This is a genomic window from Rhizobium aureum (assembly GCF_030182495.1).
GTDB lineage: Bacteria > Pseudomonadota > Alphaproteobacteria > Rhizobiales > Rhizobiaceae > Rhizobium > Rhizobium tropici_C.
In genome coordinates this window covers 115694-131424 of record NZ_JAQJCI010000014.1, presented here as the reverse complement: position 1 = coordinate 131424, position 15731 = coordinate 115694, and the positions used below count along the sequence as shown (strand labels likewise).

The following is a 15731-nucleotide window of genomic DNA, read 5'->3' as shown; positions in this document are numbered from 1 at the left end:
GTCCCGGTGCCTATGGACAGACAGGAACGTGATGGTTACTTGTTTGCGCGGAGAACGAAGCGGCCGCAGGATGGCTGCACAGGTCATTGGAGGATGCTCGGTCATGCTGAAGGGAATTTCGCCGCTGTTGAATGCGGATGTGCTCTATGCGCTGAAATCGATGGGACATGGCGACATGCTCGTCGTGGTCGATACGAATTTCCCCGCCGAAGCCATCGCAAGCCAGACGGTTCTGGGCGAGCTGCTGCGCATCGACAACGTGCCGGCCGCCGACGCGGTTGCCGCGATATTGTCATTGATGCCGCTCGACACGTTCATCGACGATGCCGCAACGCGCATGGAAGTGGTCGGTGCGCCCGACGAGGTGCCGCAGGTGCAGCGCGAGGTGCAGGCTGCGATCGACAAGGCCGAGGGCAAGCATTGGCCGCTGACGCCGGTCGAACGCTACGCCTTCTATGAGCGCGCCAAGGATGCCTATTGCGTCATTCAGACCGGCGAACGCCGTTTCTACGGTTGTTTCACCTTGACCAAGGGCGTCATTCCGCCGGAAGCTGAGTGATCCGGCACGGTCGGTCCGGATCACCTGGCCCGGATCGCGAGCATAAGTGCCGAGGATCGGGCGCTGTTTCGATAAAGGAATGCGATGGCGAGAAAGCTGGATTCCCAGGGGCGGCTTGACGATGCGGCACGAGCCGGATGGCTCTATTACGTTGCCGGCCGGACTCAGGACGAGATTGCGGTCGCAATGGGAATCTCTCGCCAATCGGCGCAGCGTCTGGTATCGCTCGCCGTTGCTGAACGGTTGATCAAGGTGCGGCTGGATCACCCGATCGCCGCCTGCCTGGAATATGCTGCGGCGCTGAAAGCAAAATTCGGTCTTCGTCATGTCGATGTCGTGCCGAGCGATCCGGATAGCACATCGTCTACCATCGGCATCGCCGAAGCCGGGGCAGCCGAAATCGAGCGCTGGCTGCGGCGTAGCGATCCGATCGTATTGGCGATCGGCACGGGGCGCACGCTGAAGGCCGCGGTCGACCAACTGCCGGCCATCGAATGTCTGCAGCACCGGGTGGTGTCGTTGACCGGCAATATCGGCCCGGATGGTTCAGCCGCCTATTACAACGTCATTTTCAGCATGGCCGACGTCGTCAAGGCGCGACATTTTCCGATGCCGCTGCCGGTGCTGGTATCGTCGGCCGAAGAACGCGAACTCTTGCATGCGCAGGCGCTGGTACGCTCGACGCTGGATATCAGCGCCCAGGCCGATGTGACCTTCGTCGGTATCGGTGAGATGGGCATCGAAGCGCCGCTCTGTCTCGATGGCTTCCTCGAGAGAGAGGAGATGCTGGCGCTCATGAACCGCGGCGCTGCCGGCGAGATCTGCGGCTGGCTTTTCGATGGCGATGGCAAGCTCATGCCTGATGATGTCAACGATCGCGTCGCCAGCGCGCCGATCCCGTCCCGGGACACCTGTTCCGTCATTGGAATCGCCAAGGGAAGACGCAAGTTCGAGGCGATCAAGGCTGCGGTTATTGGCCGGCAAATCAACGGGTTGATCACCGACGAGGCAGTTGCTGAATTTTTGCTCAGGGATTGAGCAAAAAATTTTTCTATAAAAACAAAGAGATGGGTTTCTTGCTCGGCAATGCAGCAACGAATCTGCATTGACATTTTGTCGCAATGAGCGAGTAATTGCCCACGAGCAAAGCGAATGCTCATTTTTAGTCTTCTGGGAGGAAGATATGAAATTGAAAACTTTATTGCTGAGCGCCTGCTCGGCGCTGATGTTTGCCGGCCTGGCGTCCGCAGAAACCCTCACCATTGCGACGGTCAATAACGGCGACATGGTTCGTATGCAGAAGCTTACGGACGATTTCAAAGCCAAGAACCCCGGCATCGACCTGCAATGGGTCACGCTCGAAGAAAACGTATTGCGCCAGAAGGTTACGACCGACATCGCTACCAAGGCCGGCCAGTACGACGTGCTGACCATCGGCACCTACGAAGTGCCGATCTGGAGCAAGCTCGGCTGGCTCGCGGCGCTCGACAAGCTTTCCGCCGACAAGGACTATGCGGTGGATGACCTTCTCCCGGCCATTCGCAGTGGTCTGACCACCGACGGCAAGCTCTATGCAGCACCGTTCTATGGCGAAAGCTCGATGGTGATGTATCGCAAGGACCTGTTCGAGAAGGCCGGCCTCAAGATGCCGGACGCCCCGACCTGGGACTTCGTCGCCGATGCAGCCCGCAAGATCACCGACAAGGACCATGAAGTCTACGGCATCTGCCTTCGTGGCAAGGCAGGCTGGGGCGAGAACATGGCGTTCCTGACGGCCATGTCGAATTCGTTCGGCGCCCGCTGGTTCGACGAGAAGTGGAAGGCACAGTTCGACCAGCCGGAATGGAAGGACACGCTGAGCTTCTACGTCAAGCTCATGAAGGATGCCGGCCCTCCGGGCGCTTCTTCCAACGGCTTCAACGAAAACCTGGCCCTGTTCCAGTCCGGCAAATGCGGCATGTGGATCGACGCGACGGTTGCAGCCTCCTTCGTTTCCGATCCGAAGGAATCGAAGGTCGCCGACAAGGTCGGCTTCGCTCTGGCTCCGGATAAGGGCCTCGGCAAGCGCGGCAATTGGCTCTGGGCATGGAACCTCGCCATTCCGGCTTCCTCGAAGAAGACCGAAGCGGCGGAGAAGTTCATTTCCTGGGCCACCAGCAAGGAATACACCAACCTTGTGGCACAGAAGGAAGGCTGGCTGAACGCACCTCCCGGCACCCGCACGTCGCTCTACGCGAATGCGGACTACCAGAAGGCCGCGCCTTTCGCGAAGATGACGCTCGACTCGATCAACTCGGCTGATCCGACGCATCCGACCGTCAAGCCGGTTCCCTATGTCGGCGTCCAGTTCGTCGCCATTCCTGAATTCCAGGGCATCGGCACGGCTGTCGGCCAGCAGTTCTCGGCTGCTCTCGCCGGCCAGATCTCCGTCGATCAGGCGCTGAAGGCTGCCCAGCAGCTGACGGAACGCGAAATGAAGAAGGCCGGCTATCCGAAGTAAGGGCCTTCGAAGCTAAGGAAAGCAGCGCCCCCTCTCGAGCGCTGTTTTCCCCTAGGCCGCCGAGCGCCGAACTGCCCTTGGCGGCCCCTTTTGTTTCAGCCGGTCCGCGGCCATCCCCTCCTTAAAAAGATAGGTCGGTACTTGCCATGGCAACGTTGCACACCCGTTCCACCGCCCGCGTCATGATGGCGCCTTCGGTTCTGCTTCTCTTCGCTTGGATGATCGTCCCGCTCGTGATGACGATCTATTTCTCGACGCTGAACTACAATCTGCTGAACCCCGGCACGCATGATTTCATCGGCTGGCTCAACTACGAATATTTCATCAGCGACCCGGCCTTTGTGAGCTCTCTGATCGTGACGCTGCTGCTTGTCGGCGGCGCGCTGCTCATTACCGTCATCGGCGGCATTGCGCTGGCGCTCCTTCTCGATCAGCCGATCTTCGGCCAGGGCATCGTGCGCATGCTGGTGCTCGCACCCTTCTTCGTGATGCCGACCGTCGCCGCCCTCATCTGGAAGCACATGTTCATGAACCCGGTGAACGGGCTCCTGGCGCATCTCTTCAAATTTTTCGGGCTCGATCCGCTGACCTGGCTGGAGACGGTTCCGCTGCTGTCGATCATTATCATCATCGCCTGGCAATGGCTGCCTTTCGCGACGCTTATCCTGCTGACGGCCCTGCAGTCGCTGGATGAGGAGCAGAAGGAAGCCGCCGAGATGGATGGCGCCGGGCCGGTTTCGAAGTTCATCTACATCATCCTGCCGCATCTGGCCCGCGCCATCACCGTCGTGATCCTGATCGAGACGATCTTCATGCTGTCGGCCTTCGCCGAGATCCTCGTCACCACCAATGGCGGGCCGGGCACGGCGACGACGAACCTCACTTATCTCGTCTATTCGCAGATCGTTCTGTCGCAGGACGTCGGCGGCGCATCGGCGGGCGGCATCATCGCCGTCATACTCGCCAATATCGTCGCGATCTTCCTGATGCGTGCGGTCGGCAAGAATCTGGAGGCTTGAGATGGCACGCAAGATCACCACGCAACGCAAGATCGTCGTATCGCTCGCCGCCTGGGTCGTGGCGCTCCTCATCTTCTTTCCGATCCTGTGGACGATCCTGACGAGCTTCAAGACGGAGGGCGATGCGATTGCCTCGCCGCCGCAATTCCTCTTCTTCCACTGGACGCTGGAGAATTATTTCGAGGTGCAGTCGCGCTCGGATTACTTCCTCCACTTCGGCAATTCGGTCATCATCGCCTTCGGTTCGACCATTCTCGGCCTGCTCGTCGCGGTACCTGCCGCCTGGGCCATGGCATTCTCGCCGACCAAGCGGACCAAGGATGTCCTGATGTGGATGCTGTCGACGAAGATGATGCCGCCGGTCGGCGCCTTCATCCCGATCTATCTGCTGTTCCAGAGCTTCGGTCTCCTGAACAACCAGTTCGCCAGCCGGCTGGGCATGGTGATCGTCCTGATGCTCATCAACCTGCCGATCATCGTCTGGATGCTCTATACCTACTTCAAGGAAATCCCCGGCGAGATCCTCGAAGCCGCCCGCATGGACGGTGCCACGCTGGCAAAGGAAATCATCTACGTCCTGACGCCGATGGCGATCCCCGGCCTTGCCTCGACGATGTTGCTCAACATCATCCTCGCCTGGAACGAAGCCTTCTGGACGCTCAATCTCTCCGCGGTCGACGCCGCACCGCTAAGCACCTTCATCGCCTCCTACTCCAGTCCGGAGGGCCTGTTCTATGCCAAGCTTTCGGCGGCATCGACCATGGCGATCGCTCCGATCCTGATCCTCGGCTGGTTCAGCCAGAAACAACTCGTTCGCGGCCTCACCTTCGGCGCGGTTAAGTAAGGAAGACAAGCATGGGTAGCATTGTTCTCAAGCAAGTTTCCAAGGTCTTCGGCGAAGCCAAGGTCATCCCTTCCATCGACCTCGAGATCGACAATGGCGAGTTCGTCGTGTTCGTCGGCCCGTCGGGCTGCGGCAAGTCCACGCTGCTGCGCCTGATTGCCGGCCTCGAAGACGTCTCCGGCGGCCAGATCATGATCGACGGCAAGGACGGCACCAATCTGAAGCCATCCGACCGAGGCCTTGCCATGGTGTTCCAGTCCTACGCGCTCTATCCGCATATGAGCGTGCGCAAGAACATCGCCTTTCCGCTGAAGATGGCGGGCATGCCGCAGGCGGAGATCGACAAGAAGGTGGCGGATGCCGCGCGTGTCCTCAACCTGACCGATTATCTGGAGCGCAAGCCGCGCCAGCTTTCCGGCGGCCAGCGCCAGCGCGTCGCCATCGGCCGCGCCATCGTGCGCCAGCCGGCGGCCTTCCTCTTCGACGAGCCTTTGTCGAACCTGGACGCAGCGCTGCGCGTCAACATGCGCCTCGAGATCAGCGAGCTGCACCAGCAGCTGAAGACGACGATGGTCTACGTGACGCACGATCAGGTGGAAGCCATGACCATGGCCGACAAGATCGTCGTGCTCAACCGCGGCAATATCGAGCAGGTGGGCTCGCCGCTGGAGCTCTATCGCAGCCCGCGCAACCTCTTCGTCGCCGGCTTCATCGGCTCGCCGAAGATGAATTTCGTCAAAGGCGCCTATGCCCAGAGCCTTGGCGGCGACACGATCGGCGTTCGTCCGGAGCATGTCGTGCTGTCGACCAGCTCTGGCGACTGGCAGGGCAAGGTACTTGTGGCGGAACATCTCGGCTCCGACACCTTCCTGCACATCGACGTCGACGGGATCGGCACGGTGACGGCACGCGGTTCGGGCGATTTTCCGGCTCGGGCTGGCGATACCGTCTACCTAACGCCGGACAAGGCGCATATCCACCGGTTCAATGCCGAGGGGCTTTCGATCTGAACCCGAGTCAGGGCCGTGTGCGCTTTTGCGAGCATGGCCGATTGCATTTCTCCCGGGCCGCATCCTGCGATCTCCGCGGACGGGCAAGCCTATAGCCGGTGCGGCTTTCCCAAGTCGTCCGGAGCCAGAGACCTTCAAAAGGACCAGAGACATGACGTGCAAATTATCGCTCGCAACTCTTCAGCAGGCGGCTGCAAAGGCGGCCATTCCTGCTTACGATCCGAAATCGCTTTCGGCGGGCATCGTGCATTTCGGTGTCGGTAATTTCCATCGCGCCCATCAGGCTGTTTATCTCGACGATCTTTTCAATGCCGGAGAAGCCCATGACTGGGCGATCATCGGTGCGGGTGTGCTGCCGTCCGATGCGGCCATGCGGGAAAAGCTCGCAGCCCAGGATTTTCTGACGACCGTCGTCGAGCAGGACAATAATCGCACGGCCGCGCGCGTGACCGCGCCGATGATCGACATCCTGCCGGTCGGCGATGCCAAGGCCATCATCGCCAAGCTTGCCGATCCGACGATCCGCATTGTTTCGATGACGATCACCGAAGGCGGCTACTTCATCGACGCCTCGGGCAAGTTCAATCCCGCCCATCCGGCGATCGTGGCCGACGGGCAGAACCCGGATGCGCCGAAGACGGTGTTCGGCCTGATCGTCGCAGGTCTCAAGGCGCGCCACGCGGTCGGCCTGCAGCCTTTCACCGTCATGTCCTGCGACAACATCCCCCACAATGGCGGCGTCACCAAAGCCGCCGTGGTCGGTACGGCGCGGCTTTCCGATCCGGCCTTTGCCGACTGGATCGCCGCGAACGTCGCCTTCCCGAACGGCATGGTCGACCGCATCACGCCGGCGACCGGCGCGCGTGAAGTCGACCTGCTGAAAGAAGCCTTCGATATCGAGGACAACTGGCCGGTGTATTGCGAAGAGTTCAAGCAATGGGTGCTGGAAGACAACTTCCCGGCAGGACGTCCGGCGCTGGAAAACGTCGGCGTGACCTTCGTTCCCGACGTGACGCCCTATGAGCACATGAAGATCCGCATTCTCAACGGCGGCCATGCGGCGATTGCTTATCCGGCGGCGCTGATGGATATCCATTTCGTGCATGAAGCCATGGAAGAGCCGCTGATCCGCGCCTTCCTCGCAAAGCTCGAAAACGACGAGATCATCCCCGTCATCCCGCCGGTACCGAATACGGTGCTTGCGGATTACTTCAAGCTGATCGAGCGGCGCTTCTCCAATCCGAAGATCGCCGATACCATCCCGCGTCTGGCGCAGGACGGCTCCAACCGCCAGCCGAAATTCATTCTGCCATCGACAGCCGACCGTCTCCGTCGCGGCGAGGATATCGTCGGTCTCGCACTCGTTTCCGCTCTCTGGTGCCGCTATTTCGCCGGCAAGAGCGACAGCGGCAAGGAGATCGTCTTCAACGATGCCAGCGCGGATCGGCTGCATGCAGCAGCCCTCAAGGCAAAAGACGATCCGAATGCCTTCCTGGTCTTCAATGATATTTTCGGCGATGTCGCCAAATCCGATCTCTTCCGCAAGCGCTTCGCGCATGCACTGAAAACGCTGTGGGAAAAGGGTACCCGCGTCACCCTGCAGCTATACTTGGACAACAAACTCGCGGAATGATTTTCAAGCGGCCGGACTTCTCCTGTTCCGGCCGTTTTCCATTGCCGTGCCGGGTTTCCAGCCGGCGGGACAGCAACAGAATTCAGGTTGGATCTGTGATGGCGGATGCGGGAACAGGGCTCCTAATCTTCGACTGCGATGGTGTGCTTGTCGACAGCGAGCCGCTGTCGGTCAGTGTGCTCATCCAGGCGATGCATGATGTCGGCATCGAGATGAGCGAGGAAGATGTCTACAGCCGCTTCCTCGGCAAGAGCCTGGCGACGCTCGTCGACACGATGCAGACGGAGTTCGACGTCTTCATCGACCAGGCATTTCTCGATCGCATCCGCAACGATCTTTACGAGCGCTTCAAGCACGAGCTGAAGCCGATCGACGGCATTGCAGCGACACTGGATGTGCTCAAGCTTCCGCGCTGCGTCGCCTCATCGAGCCAGCTGGAGCGCATCCGTCTCTCGCTCGGCGTGACCGGCCTTCTCGACAGATTGGAGCCGAATATTTTCAGCGCCAGCATGGTCAAGCGCGGCAAGCCCGCGCCGGATCTCTTTCTCTATGCGGCGGAAAAAATGGGCGTGCCGCCGAAGGATTGCATCGTCGTGGAGGACAGCCCGGCGGGGATCACGGCAGCCCGCGCGGCCGGCATGACGGTCTTTGCCTTCACTGGTGGTTCGCATGCTCATTCGCCGAGTTACCGGGCGGAACTGGAGCAGCTCTCGCCCGAGGTCGTGTTTGACGCGATGCCGGAATTGATACAACTTGTCCGCAACAAGACATAAGTGGGCGGGACCTCTTTTGCATGCGTGATCACGTGGTTGCGGTCGATATCGGCACAGGCAGCGCACGCGCTGGTGTCTTCACCGCGGGCGGTTCACTGCTGGGTAAAAGCGAACATCCGATCCTGATGAATCGCCCGCGTGAAAACCACGCCGAGCATGATTCCGAAAATATTTGGGCCGCCGTCTGCACCGCGGTTCGCGGAGCCGTGAAAGCATCCGGCGTTGCCGCATCCGCCATCGGAGCGATCGGCTTCGATGCGACCTGTTCGCTGGTCGTGCGCGATCGCGATGGCGGGCAACTCACCGTTTCCACCTGTGGCGAGAAGAGATTCGATACCATCGTCTGGCTCGATCACCGCGCGCTTGCCGAGGCGGATTATTGCACGGCGACGAAGCACGAGGTTCTCGATTATTCCGGCGAGTTCATGTCGCCCGAAATGGAAATGCCCAAACTGATGTGGCTGAAGGAGAACCTGCCGGAAAGCTGGGCCGAGGCCGGTTATTTCTTCGACCTTGCGGATTTCATGACATGGAAGGCAACCGGCTCGCTTGCCCGGTCGCGCTCCACCCTGGTGGCGAAATGGAACTATCTCGCCCATCGCGAGCCGAGCTGGCAGGCCGATTTTCTCAACGTGATCGGCCTTGGCGACCTGTGCGAGCGCGGTAGCCTGCCTGAAGAGAGTGTCGCAGTGGGCGGAAGCATCGGCACATTGACGGCCGACGCGGCTGAAGCGCTGGGGCTCGATCGCGCCTGTCATGTCGGCGCGGGCCTGATCGATGCCTATGCCGGCGCGCTGGGTGCGCTTGCCGCCCATGCCGGCGATGCCCGCATGTTGGAACATCAGCTGGCGCTGATTGCCGGAACCTCGAGCTGCGTCGTTTCCTTTGCACGCGAGCGCAAGCGCAGCACGGGCATGTGGGGTCCTTATTACGAGGCGGTCTTCCCAGGCATGTGGCTTGCCGAGGCCGGACAGTCGGCAACGGGTGCGCTGCTCGATCATATCGTCAGCATGCATGCGGCCGGCGGACCGCCAACGGCGGCGCTGCATGACCGCATCGTCCGGCGGATCGCCGAACTGCGGCTGGAGGAGGGCGATTCGCTCGGCGGACGCATCCATGTGCTGCCCGATTTTCACGGCAATCGGTCACCGCTTGCCGATCCGCATGCATTGGGCGTCATCAGCGGCATGACGCTGGACGCTTCCTTTGATGGTCTCTGCCGGCTCTACTGGCGTACCAGCGTCGGCATTGCGCTCGGCATTCGTCACATCCTGGAGCGGATGCGGGACTACGGCTATGTGCCCGACACGCTGCACGTGGCCGGCGGCCACGTGAAGAATTCGCTGCTCATGGAACTCTATTCCGACGTGACGGGCTGCAAGGTCGTGATCCCGAAAATGAACGAGACCGTGCTTTTGGGCACGGCGATCGCCGCTTCCGTCTCCTGCGGCCTCTATGAAAGCCTGGGGGCTGCGGGCGCTGCGATGTATCCGGGCGGTCACGAACGGCTTCCAAACGCGGGAAAGAAGGCATTCTACGACCGCGATTACCGGCGCTTCCTTGCCATGTACCGCCACCGTGCGGAACTGGACGCCATGGAATAGAATGGCTTACCGGAGCGGCGCATGGGCAAACATGCCTTGTAGCTCTTCTATGCGGCGAGTTCTGGTTTCCGCGGTCTCGCCAGCTGCCTGAATGACGGCGACGGCCAGATATTCGAGCAGCGACATCATGGCCGTGAGATTTTCGCGGCTGTTAGCCCGCTGCGGTGGCAGGGACAGGGTGACGTTTGCGAATTCATGTGCCCATTCGGTAAACTGGCCTGTCACCAGCAGTACCTTGCATCCGGACCGGCGCGCGGAGCGGGCGAGCAGGCGGGACGAAACAAAGCGCGGTGAATCGATGATGACGAGCAATCCGTCTTTGGATCGCTCGCCGAACAGTTCGATATAGCTGCCATTGGCCCCGTCGAGAAACAGGACCTGATCCCGGGCAAAGGCCAGGCGGTCGGAGAAATGACGCCCAATTCCCGCAAGGCTGGGATGGGCGGCGACGAAGACATTGTCGGAGGACAGGATGGTCGTGGTCGCCTCCTGCCACTGCGGCTGGCCGGCGAGGTTGTAGATATGCTGCAGCATTTCGACCTGCTCGGCGATCTGGGCCGCAAGCGGACGGCCTTCGCTGGCGTCCCTCTGAAGCTGTTCGAGAATGTTAGGCAATTGTGACGTAAGCGTTGGCGCATTTTCCTTGAGATGCACCTTGATCCCATCCAGGCCGTGATAACCAAGGGACCGCAGGAACCGCCCTACCGTCATTGGGCTGAGCTCCAGCCTGTCGGCGACCGAAGAGGCCGTTTCGAACGGTAGTTCATTTAGATGCTCTGAGAAATACTTAGCAATTCTTCGTTCGGCAGGAGTGCCGATCTTGATATATTGTCTAAGTTTCTGGCTAAGGTCTTCCAATTTTTCACGCCTCGTCGATGGTCTTTCCGATGTTCGGTTGCGCCAATTCCTGGTTCAATCGCTCATTCAAATCTAATCGAGCGGCTGGTCTTGTTTCGATTGTTGTTCTTAATGTGGCGAACAGGATATATTACTGTAAAATATATTACAATAATTCAAATTTTTAATTGAACGTATTTCGTACACCGACGCGAGATATTGATATTGATGCAACCACTTCCTAGGTGTCCACTTGCCATCAAAAGAGGTCGACCGAATGATTGTTCTTGCTGCGCGTCTTTCCCTTGCCAATCTCTTTGCGCCGGAGACGCGCAAGGTTTTCTGGAAGGTCCTGGGCCTGACTTTGCTGGCGCTGGTCGCGCTGTGGTTTGCGCTGCGGGGCGCGTTCAATTCCTTCATCCTGCCCTGGCTGCAGGGCTTCATGCCATCGACGGCCGACTGGACGGGCTGGCTTACGCTCTTCCTTGCCATTTTCGCGGGGATTGCATTGGCTCTGGCGATGGCGCTGCTGATTTCGCCGGTGACGGCACTGATCGCCGGCCTGTTTCTTGATGATGTCGCCGAAGTTGTGGAAAAGCGCGACTATCCCGGCGATGCGCTCGGAACGGCGATGCCGCTCGTTGCGGCGATGAAGAGTTCCGTGCGTTTTCTCGGCGTCGTCATCGTCGGCAACATCGTGGCGCTGTTTCTGCTGTTCATTCCGGGCGTCAACCTCGTCGCCTTCTTCCTAGTGAACGGCTATTTGCTTGGCCGCGAGTTTTTCGAATTCGCCGCCATGCGCTTCCGCTCGCCGGACGAGGCGCGGGAATTCCGGGTCAAGCACGCTTTGACGGTCTTCCTTGCCGGCCTGGTGATTGCCGCCTTTCTGGCGATCCCGTTTCTCAACCTGCTGACGCCGCTGTTTGCAGCGGGCATGATGGTGCACCTGCACAAGCTGATCTCACACAGGGAGACAGGCCTGCGGTCAAGACAGGCTTAGCCTGCCGCTTCCGCTCCGATGACCTGGGGCGGAAGTTCGATCAGAGGAGCGGGAATGTCGCAGGTCTTTTCCGGCGAGCGACAGAGGTCGGCAATGACGCAGCGTTCGCATTCCGGTTTGCGCGCCTTGCAGACATAGCGGCCATGCAGGATCAGCCAATGGTGGGCATGGTAGAGATATTGATCAGGAATGATCTTCATCAGCCGCTGTTCGACTTCATCGGGGGTCTTGCCGGGCGCCAGTAGCAGCCGGTTGGCGATGCGGAAAATATGCGTATCGACGGCCATCGTCGCCTGGCCGAAAGCCATGGAGAGCACGACATTTGCGGTCTTTCGGCCAACGCCGGGCAGGGTTATCAGCTCTTCGCGCGTTCGTGGCACTTCGCCGCCGAAATCTGTGATCAGCTTTTCGGACAGGGCGACGACGTTCTTGGCCTTGTTACGGTAGAGGCCGATCGTCTTGATGTATTCGCGGATGCGCTCCTCGCCGAGGTCGAGCATCTTCTGCGGCGTATCAGCGATGGCGAAGAGGGCGCGCGTCGCCTTGTTGACGCCGGCATCGGTTGCCTGTGCCGATAGCGCCACGGCGACGACGAGCGTGAAAGGGTTGACATGCTCCAGCTCGCCCTTCGGCTCCGGCCGCTGGACGGAGAAGCGGCGGAAGATCTCTTCAAGGTCTGCCTTGGAATAGAGGCTCTTTCCGGTCGGCTTGCGGCCTGCGGTCGCATTTGACTTTTTCGCGGTTTGGGCGCTGGATTTGATCTTGGGATTTGCCATGAACGACCTATACTCAACTCCTATGACGGAACGCAACGCCGATAGGGCGGCAGAGGGCAACAGGCCGGTCTTCGCTGCCGAATTGTTCCCTCATCGCTCGCTGGGGCGAAAGGGGTTCAGGGTCATGCTGGCCTTGGCGGGCGGCTTCTGTCTCGTCTACAGCGTCCTGTTCATCCTTCGCGGCGCCTGGCCGATCGGCATCTTCTTCGGCGCCGATCTCTTCCTGCTCTATGGCGCCTTCTGGCTGAATTACCGTTCGGGTCGCGTGCGCGAAGAGGTGACGGTATCGCGCACCAATGTTTCCATCCGCAAGTTCTCGCCGACGGGCCGCATGGTGGAGCACGATTTCAATCCGTTCTGGACGCGCTTCCTCGTTCGCCGCCACCGCGAGATCGGGGTCGTATCGATGCATGTCCGCGACAGGAGCCACGATACCGATGTCGGCTCCTTCCTCAATCCGGAGGATCGTGAGAGTTTTGCCAAAGCCTTCAAGCGTGCCTTGGCGACCGTGACACAACGGATATGAGCGGCCTACCCAAACCGGCGATATCGCATTTTTGCAGAGAGACCACTTAGGCAAGAAACGGGTGGTTTTAGCCCTCTTGCCGTGGTTTTCTCCTTTCCAAGGAGAAAGATCATGAATGCGATTGCACAGCTGAAGAAAGACATCACCCCGGAAGGTCACGATTACGACACCGTGCGGGAGGTTATCGAGCTCATCACCGAGGAATATCGCGACCAGCCGTCGCTGGAGATGCTCGCCGAAAGGCTCGGCCAGTCGCCGACTCAGCTGCAGAAGACGTTTACGCGCTGGGCTGGGCTGTCGCCCAAGGCGTTTCTCCAGGCCGTTACGCTCGATCATGCCAAGCGGCTCCTGCGCAAGGAGGATCTGCCGCTGCTCGAAACGTCCTTCGAGGTCGGCTTGTCCGGCCCCAGCCGACTGCACGATCTTTTCGTCACGCATGAGGCGATGTCCCCGGGCGAATGGAAGGCGAGGGGCAGCGGCCTGGTGATGCGCTATGCGTTCCACATCTCGCCCTTCGGTCTCGCCTTGATCATGGTCACGGATCGCGGCCTTGCCGGTCTCGCCTTCAGCGATTCCGGCAATGAGAAGGCTTGCCTCGCCGACATGACCTGCCGCTGGCCGAATGCCGAGTTCATCGAGGATCCGAACGCAACGGCACCTTATGCGGCCCGCATCTTCGAGCGCTCGAACTGGTCAAGCGACCAGCCGTTGCGTGTCGTATTGATTGGCTCGGATTTCCAGCTTCGGGTCTGGGAAAGCCTGTTGAAGATCCCGATGGGCCGCGCGGTGACCTATTCCGACATCGCCAAGGATATTGGCCAGCCGACGGCGATGCGGGCCGTGGGCGCAGCTGTCGGCCGCAATCCGATCTCTTTCGTCGTGCCCTGCCACCGTGCGCTCGGAAAGAACGGTCAACTCACGGGATATCACTGGGGGCTGACGCGCAAGCGGGCGATGCTGGGATGGGAGGCGGGGGATGCTTGAGGGGGTGTGCCTTCGGAAGCCCTGAGTTTACCATGCCTGCGCTACCCCCCTCTGTCGCTATCGCGACATCTCCCCCACAAGGGGCGAGATTGGTAATTCGCGGCGGCCTCTCGCTTCAAAGCAAATATTGCGCCTGCGGAAATTGCAATTGCTGAACATTCGGTAGCGCGAGCCACAAACTCCCAACGATCTCCCCCTGTGGGGGAGATGTCCCGACAGCGACAGAGGGGGGTATGCACCCTCCGCGAACTCAAATGCCATGGCTCACGCCGCCTTCGCTATCGCCATCTGCAGCAGCGCCTTGGCAGCGCTCTCATCCGTAATCAGCGTATTGCAGCCGATGCGCTTGATGGTGGCGCTGATCGCCTGGGCGCGGTGGGCGCCGCCGGAGGAGATCACGATGTGCTTTGCCTTTTTCAGCGTATCGAGATCGACCGACATGACACGCTTGTTGATCGGGTGATCGACGGAATTGCCCTCGGCGTCGAGGAAGTTGAACATGGTGTCGCAGACGCAGCCCATGTCGATCAGCTCTTCCAGTTCCCGCTTCGAAATGAAGCCTTCCGACAAGGAGGTCGATTGCGGGCCGATATCGCCGCAGCTGACGATGGCGAGATCGAGGTTTTCCGCCAGCCGGTAAATCGCTTCGAGGCCGCATTTCTCGATGAGATTGCGCTTGGTCTCGACGGAGTCGACGAGAAGCGGCGCCAGGAACATATAGCATTCGGCACCCAGCTGGCTTGCCAGGCGCCACGTATAGTCGATCGGGTTTGTCTGGTGGACGGCGACGATGCCGCCAAGCAGGGAAACCACCTTGCAATTGTCGCGGCGGGTCGGGCGGAAGCTTGCGAGCGAAGCCGTCATCGTCCGGCCCCAGCCGACGCCGATCGTATAATTGTCGGGGATGGCCTCCGTCAGGAACTGGCCGAGTGCCAGGCCGACGCTCTTCGCCTGCGCGTTCACGTTGCCGCCAGCAGGCTCTGGAACGACGATCGCCTCGTCGAGTCCATAGGTGCGCTCGAGCTTGATTGCCAGTTCGACGCAATCATCGATGCCTTCGGTGATCCAGATCTGCACCTCGGCACGGCGCATGGCCTCGTCGAGCAGGCGGATGACGGTGGTACGGCTGATGCCCAGCTGTTCGGCAACGTCCTTCTGCGTCAGGCCCTGATTGTAATAGAGCCAAGCGGCGCGAAGCCTCAGGGACGAGGTTTCCGAATAGGCGGTATGGGTTCCGCGTCTCAGTTTGGCCACGGGTCCTCCGGCAGGATTGTCGCATGCGCCGTTTAACGTCATGATCCGCCCAGAATGCGAAATATTGTTATGGCGGACGACAGGAGCAGGCGAGATCGGCTCTTCTGCTGCCGATATTCTATGACGTGAAACTTATGTCAATCGAATTGCACAAATGTCCTTGACTTTTCCGTGCGGGATTGCTGATAGTCGGTGGTGAGGAATTCGGTCTTGTCCAATCGAGGAGGACAATGTGCAGATGCTGCTCCGAGCAAGCGCCAGGCCGGACAGGGAGCCATATAGGGCGCCCGGTGCCGGCGAAAAGCCTGTTTTCGGAAGGTTGTCTCCTCATCGCTCAGCCGTTCACCGGAAATGGAACTTTCGCGCTTTTTATCCCGTTACCGAAACATAGGAGAAGGAAGGCTGCATCCCT

Annotated in this window: 15 protein-coding genes; 12 read left to right on the top strand and 3 right to left on the bottom strand. The window is 60.0% G+C overall.

Annotation, left to right across the window (positions count from 1 at the left end):
* The first annotated feature begins 103 nt into the window (after positions 1 to 103).
* The 9 genes from PH552_RS25440 (at position 104) to PH552_RS25400 (ending at position 9942) form a co-directional block, all read left to right on the top strand.
* Positions 104 to 559, top strand: a complete 456-nt coding sequence (locus PH552_RS25440) for an RbsD/FucU family protein (protein ID WP_112343201.1) — start codon at positions 104 to 106, stop codon at positions 557 to 559.
* Positions 560 to 643: 84 nt separating this feature from the next.
* Entirely contained in the window at positions 644 to 1597 is a 954-nt protein-coding gene (locus PH552_RS25435; protein WP_145644441.1) for a sugar-binding transcriptional regulator, read from the top strand.
* Positions 1598 to 1742: 145 nt separating this feature from the next.
* Positions 1743 to 3059: an ABC transporter substrate-binding protein gene (locus tag PH552_RS25430; protein WP_112343203.1), complete on the top strand. Its 1317-nt coding sequence runs from the start codon at positions 1743 to 1745 to the stop codon at positions 3057 to 3059.
* Positions 3060 to 3205: 146 nt separating this feature from the next.
* Positions 3206 to 4078: a carbohydrate ABC transporter permease gene (locus PH552_RS25425; protein WP_112343204.1), complete on the top strand. Its 873-nt coding sequence runs from the start codon at positions 3206 to 3208 to the stop codon at positions 4076 to 4078.
* 1 nt (position 4079) lies between these two features.
* Complete coding sequence (locus PH552_RS25420; protein WP_112343205.1) at positions 4080 to 4922, top strand: carbohydrate ABC transporter permease; 843 nt, start codon at positions 4080 to 4082, stop codon at positions 4920 to 4922.
* 11 nt (positions 4923 to 4933) lie between these two features.
* Positions 4934 to 5932: an ABC transporter ATP-binding protein gene (locus PH552_RS25415; RefSeq protein WP_145644442.1), complete on the top strand. Its 999-nt coding sequence runs from the start codon at positions 4934 to 4936 to the stop codon at positions 5930 to 5932.
* Positions 5933 to 6083: 151 nt separating this feature from the next.
* Positions 6084 to 7565 carry a mannitol dehydrogenase family protein gene (locus PH552_RS25410; RefSeq protein ID WP_183764743.1) on the top strand — a complete coding sequence of 494 codons (1482 nt, stop codon included), beginning with the start codon at positions 6084 to 6086 and terminating at the stop codon, positions 7563 to 7565.
* A 98-nt stretch (positions 7566 to 7663) separates the two neighbouring features.
* Positions 7664 to 8338, top strand: coding sequence for an HAD family hydrolase (locus PH552_RS25405; protein WP_145644444.1), 675 nt, complete (start codon positions 7664 to 7666; stop codon positions 8336 to 8338).
* 20 nt (positions 8339 to 8358) lie between these two features.
* The gene (locus PH552_RS25400; protein ID WP_145644445.1) at positions 8359 to 9942 is read left to right on the top strand and encodes an FGGY-family carbohydrate kinase; all 1584 of its coding nucleotides are present in this window, start codon (positions 8359 to 8361) and stop codon (positions 9940 to 9942) included.
* Between the two features lie 6 nt (positions 9943 to 9948).
* Here the strand turns inward: PH552_RS25400 and PH552_RS25395 are convergent, their stop codons facing one another.
* Positions 9949 to 10800 (bottom strand): MurR/RpiR family transcriptional regulator, encoded by an 852-nt coding sequence (locus PH552_RS25395; protein ID WP_145644446.1) that lies wholly within the window; start codon positions 10798 to 10800, stop codon positions 9949 to 9951.
* A 256-nt stretch (positions 10801 to 11056) separates the two neighbouring features.
* Between PH552_RS25395 and PH552_RS25390 the strand changes: the two genes are divergently transcribed.
* Positions 11057 to 11779, top strand: coding sequence for a sulfate transporter family protein (locus PH552_RS25390; RefSeq protein WP_145644447.1), 723 nt, complete (start codon positions 11057 to 11059; stop codon positions 11777 to 11779).
* Here PH552_RS25390 and nth read toward each other — a convergent pair.
* Positions 11776 to 12555, bottom strand: a complete 780-nt coding sequence (gene nth, locus PH552_RS25385) for an endonuclease III (RefSeq protein ID WP_145644448.1) — start codon at positions 12553 to 12555, stop codon at positions 11776 to 11778. The two genes, PH552_RS25390 and nth, sit on opposite strands and share 4 nt — an antisense overlap.
* A 22-nt stretch (positions 12556 to 12577) precedes the next feature.
* Here nth and PH552_RS25380 point away from each other — a divergent pair, with 22 nt between their 5' ends.
* On the top strand, positions 12578 to 13081 hold the full coding sequence (locus tag PH552_RS25380) for a DUF2244 domain-containing protein (protein WP_145644570.1): 504 nt from the start codon (positions 12578 to 12580) through the stop codon (positions 13079 to 13081).
* A gap of 111 nt (positions 13082 to 13192) precedes the next feature.
* Positions 13193 to 14065 (top strand): methylated-DNA--[protein]-cysteine S-methyltransferase, encoded by an 873-nt coding sequence (locus tag PH552_RS25375; protein WP_113249529.1) that lies wholly within the window; start codon positions 13193 to 13195, stop codon positions 14063 to 14065.
* Between the two features lie 264 nt (positions 14066 to 14329).
* Here PH552_RS25375 and PH552_RS25370 read toward each other — a convergent pair whose 3' ends face one another.
* A complete protein-coding gene (locus PH552_RS25370; RefSeq protein ID WP_113249530.1) occupies positions 14330 to 15319 on the bottom strand; it encodes a sugar-binding transcriptional regulator in 990 nt (329 codons plus the stop codon).
* Positions 15320 to 15731: the final 412 nt, after the last annotated feature.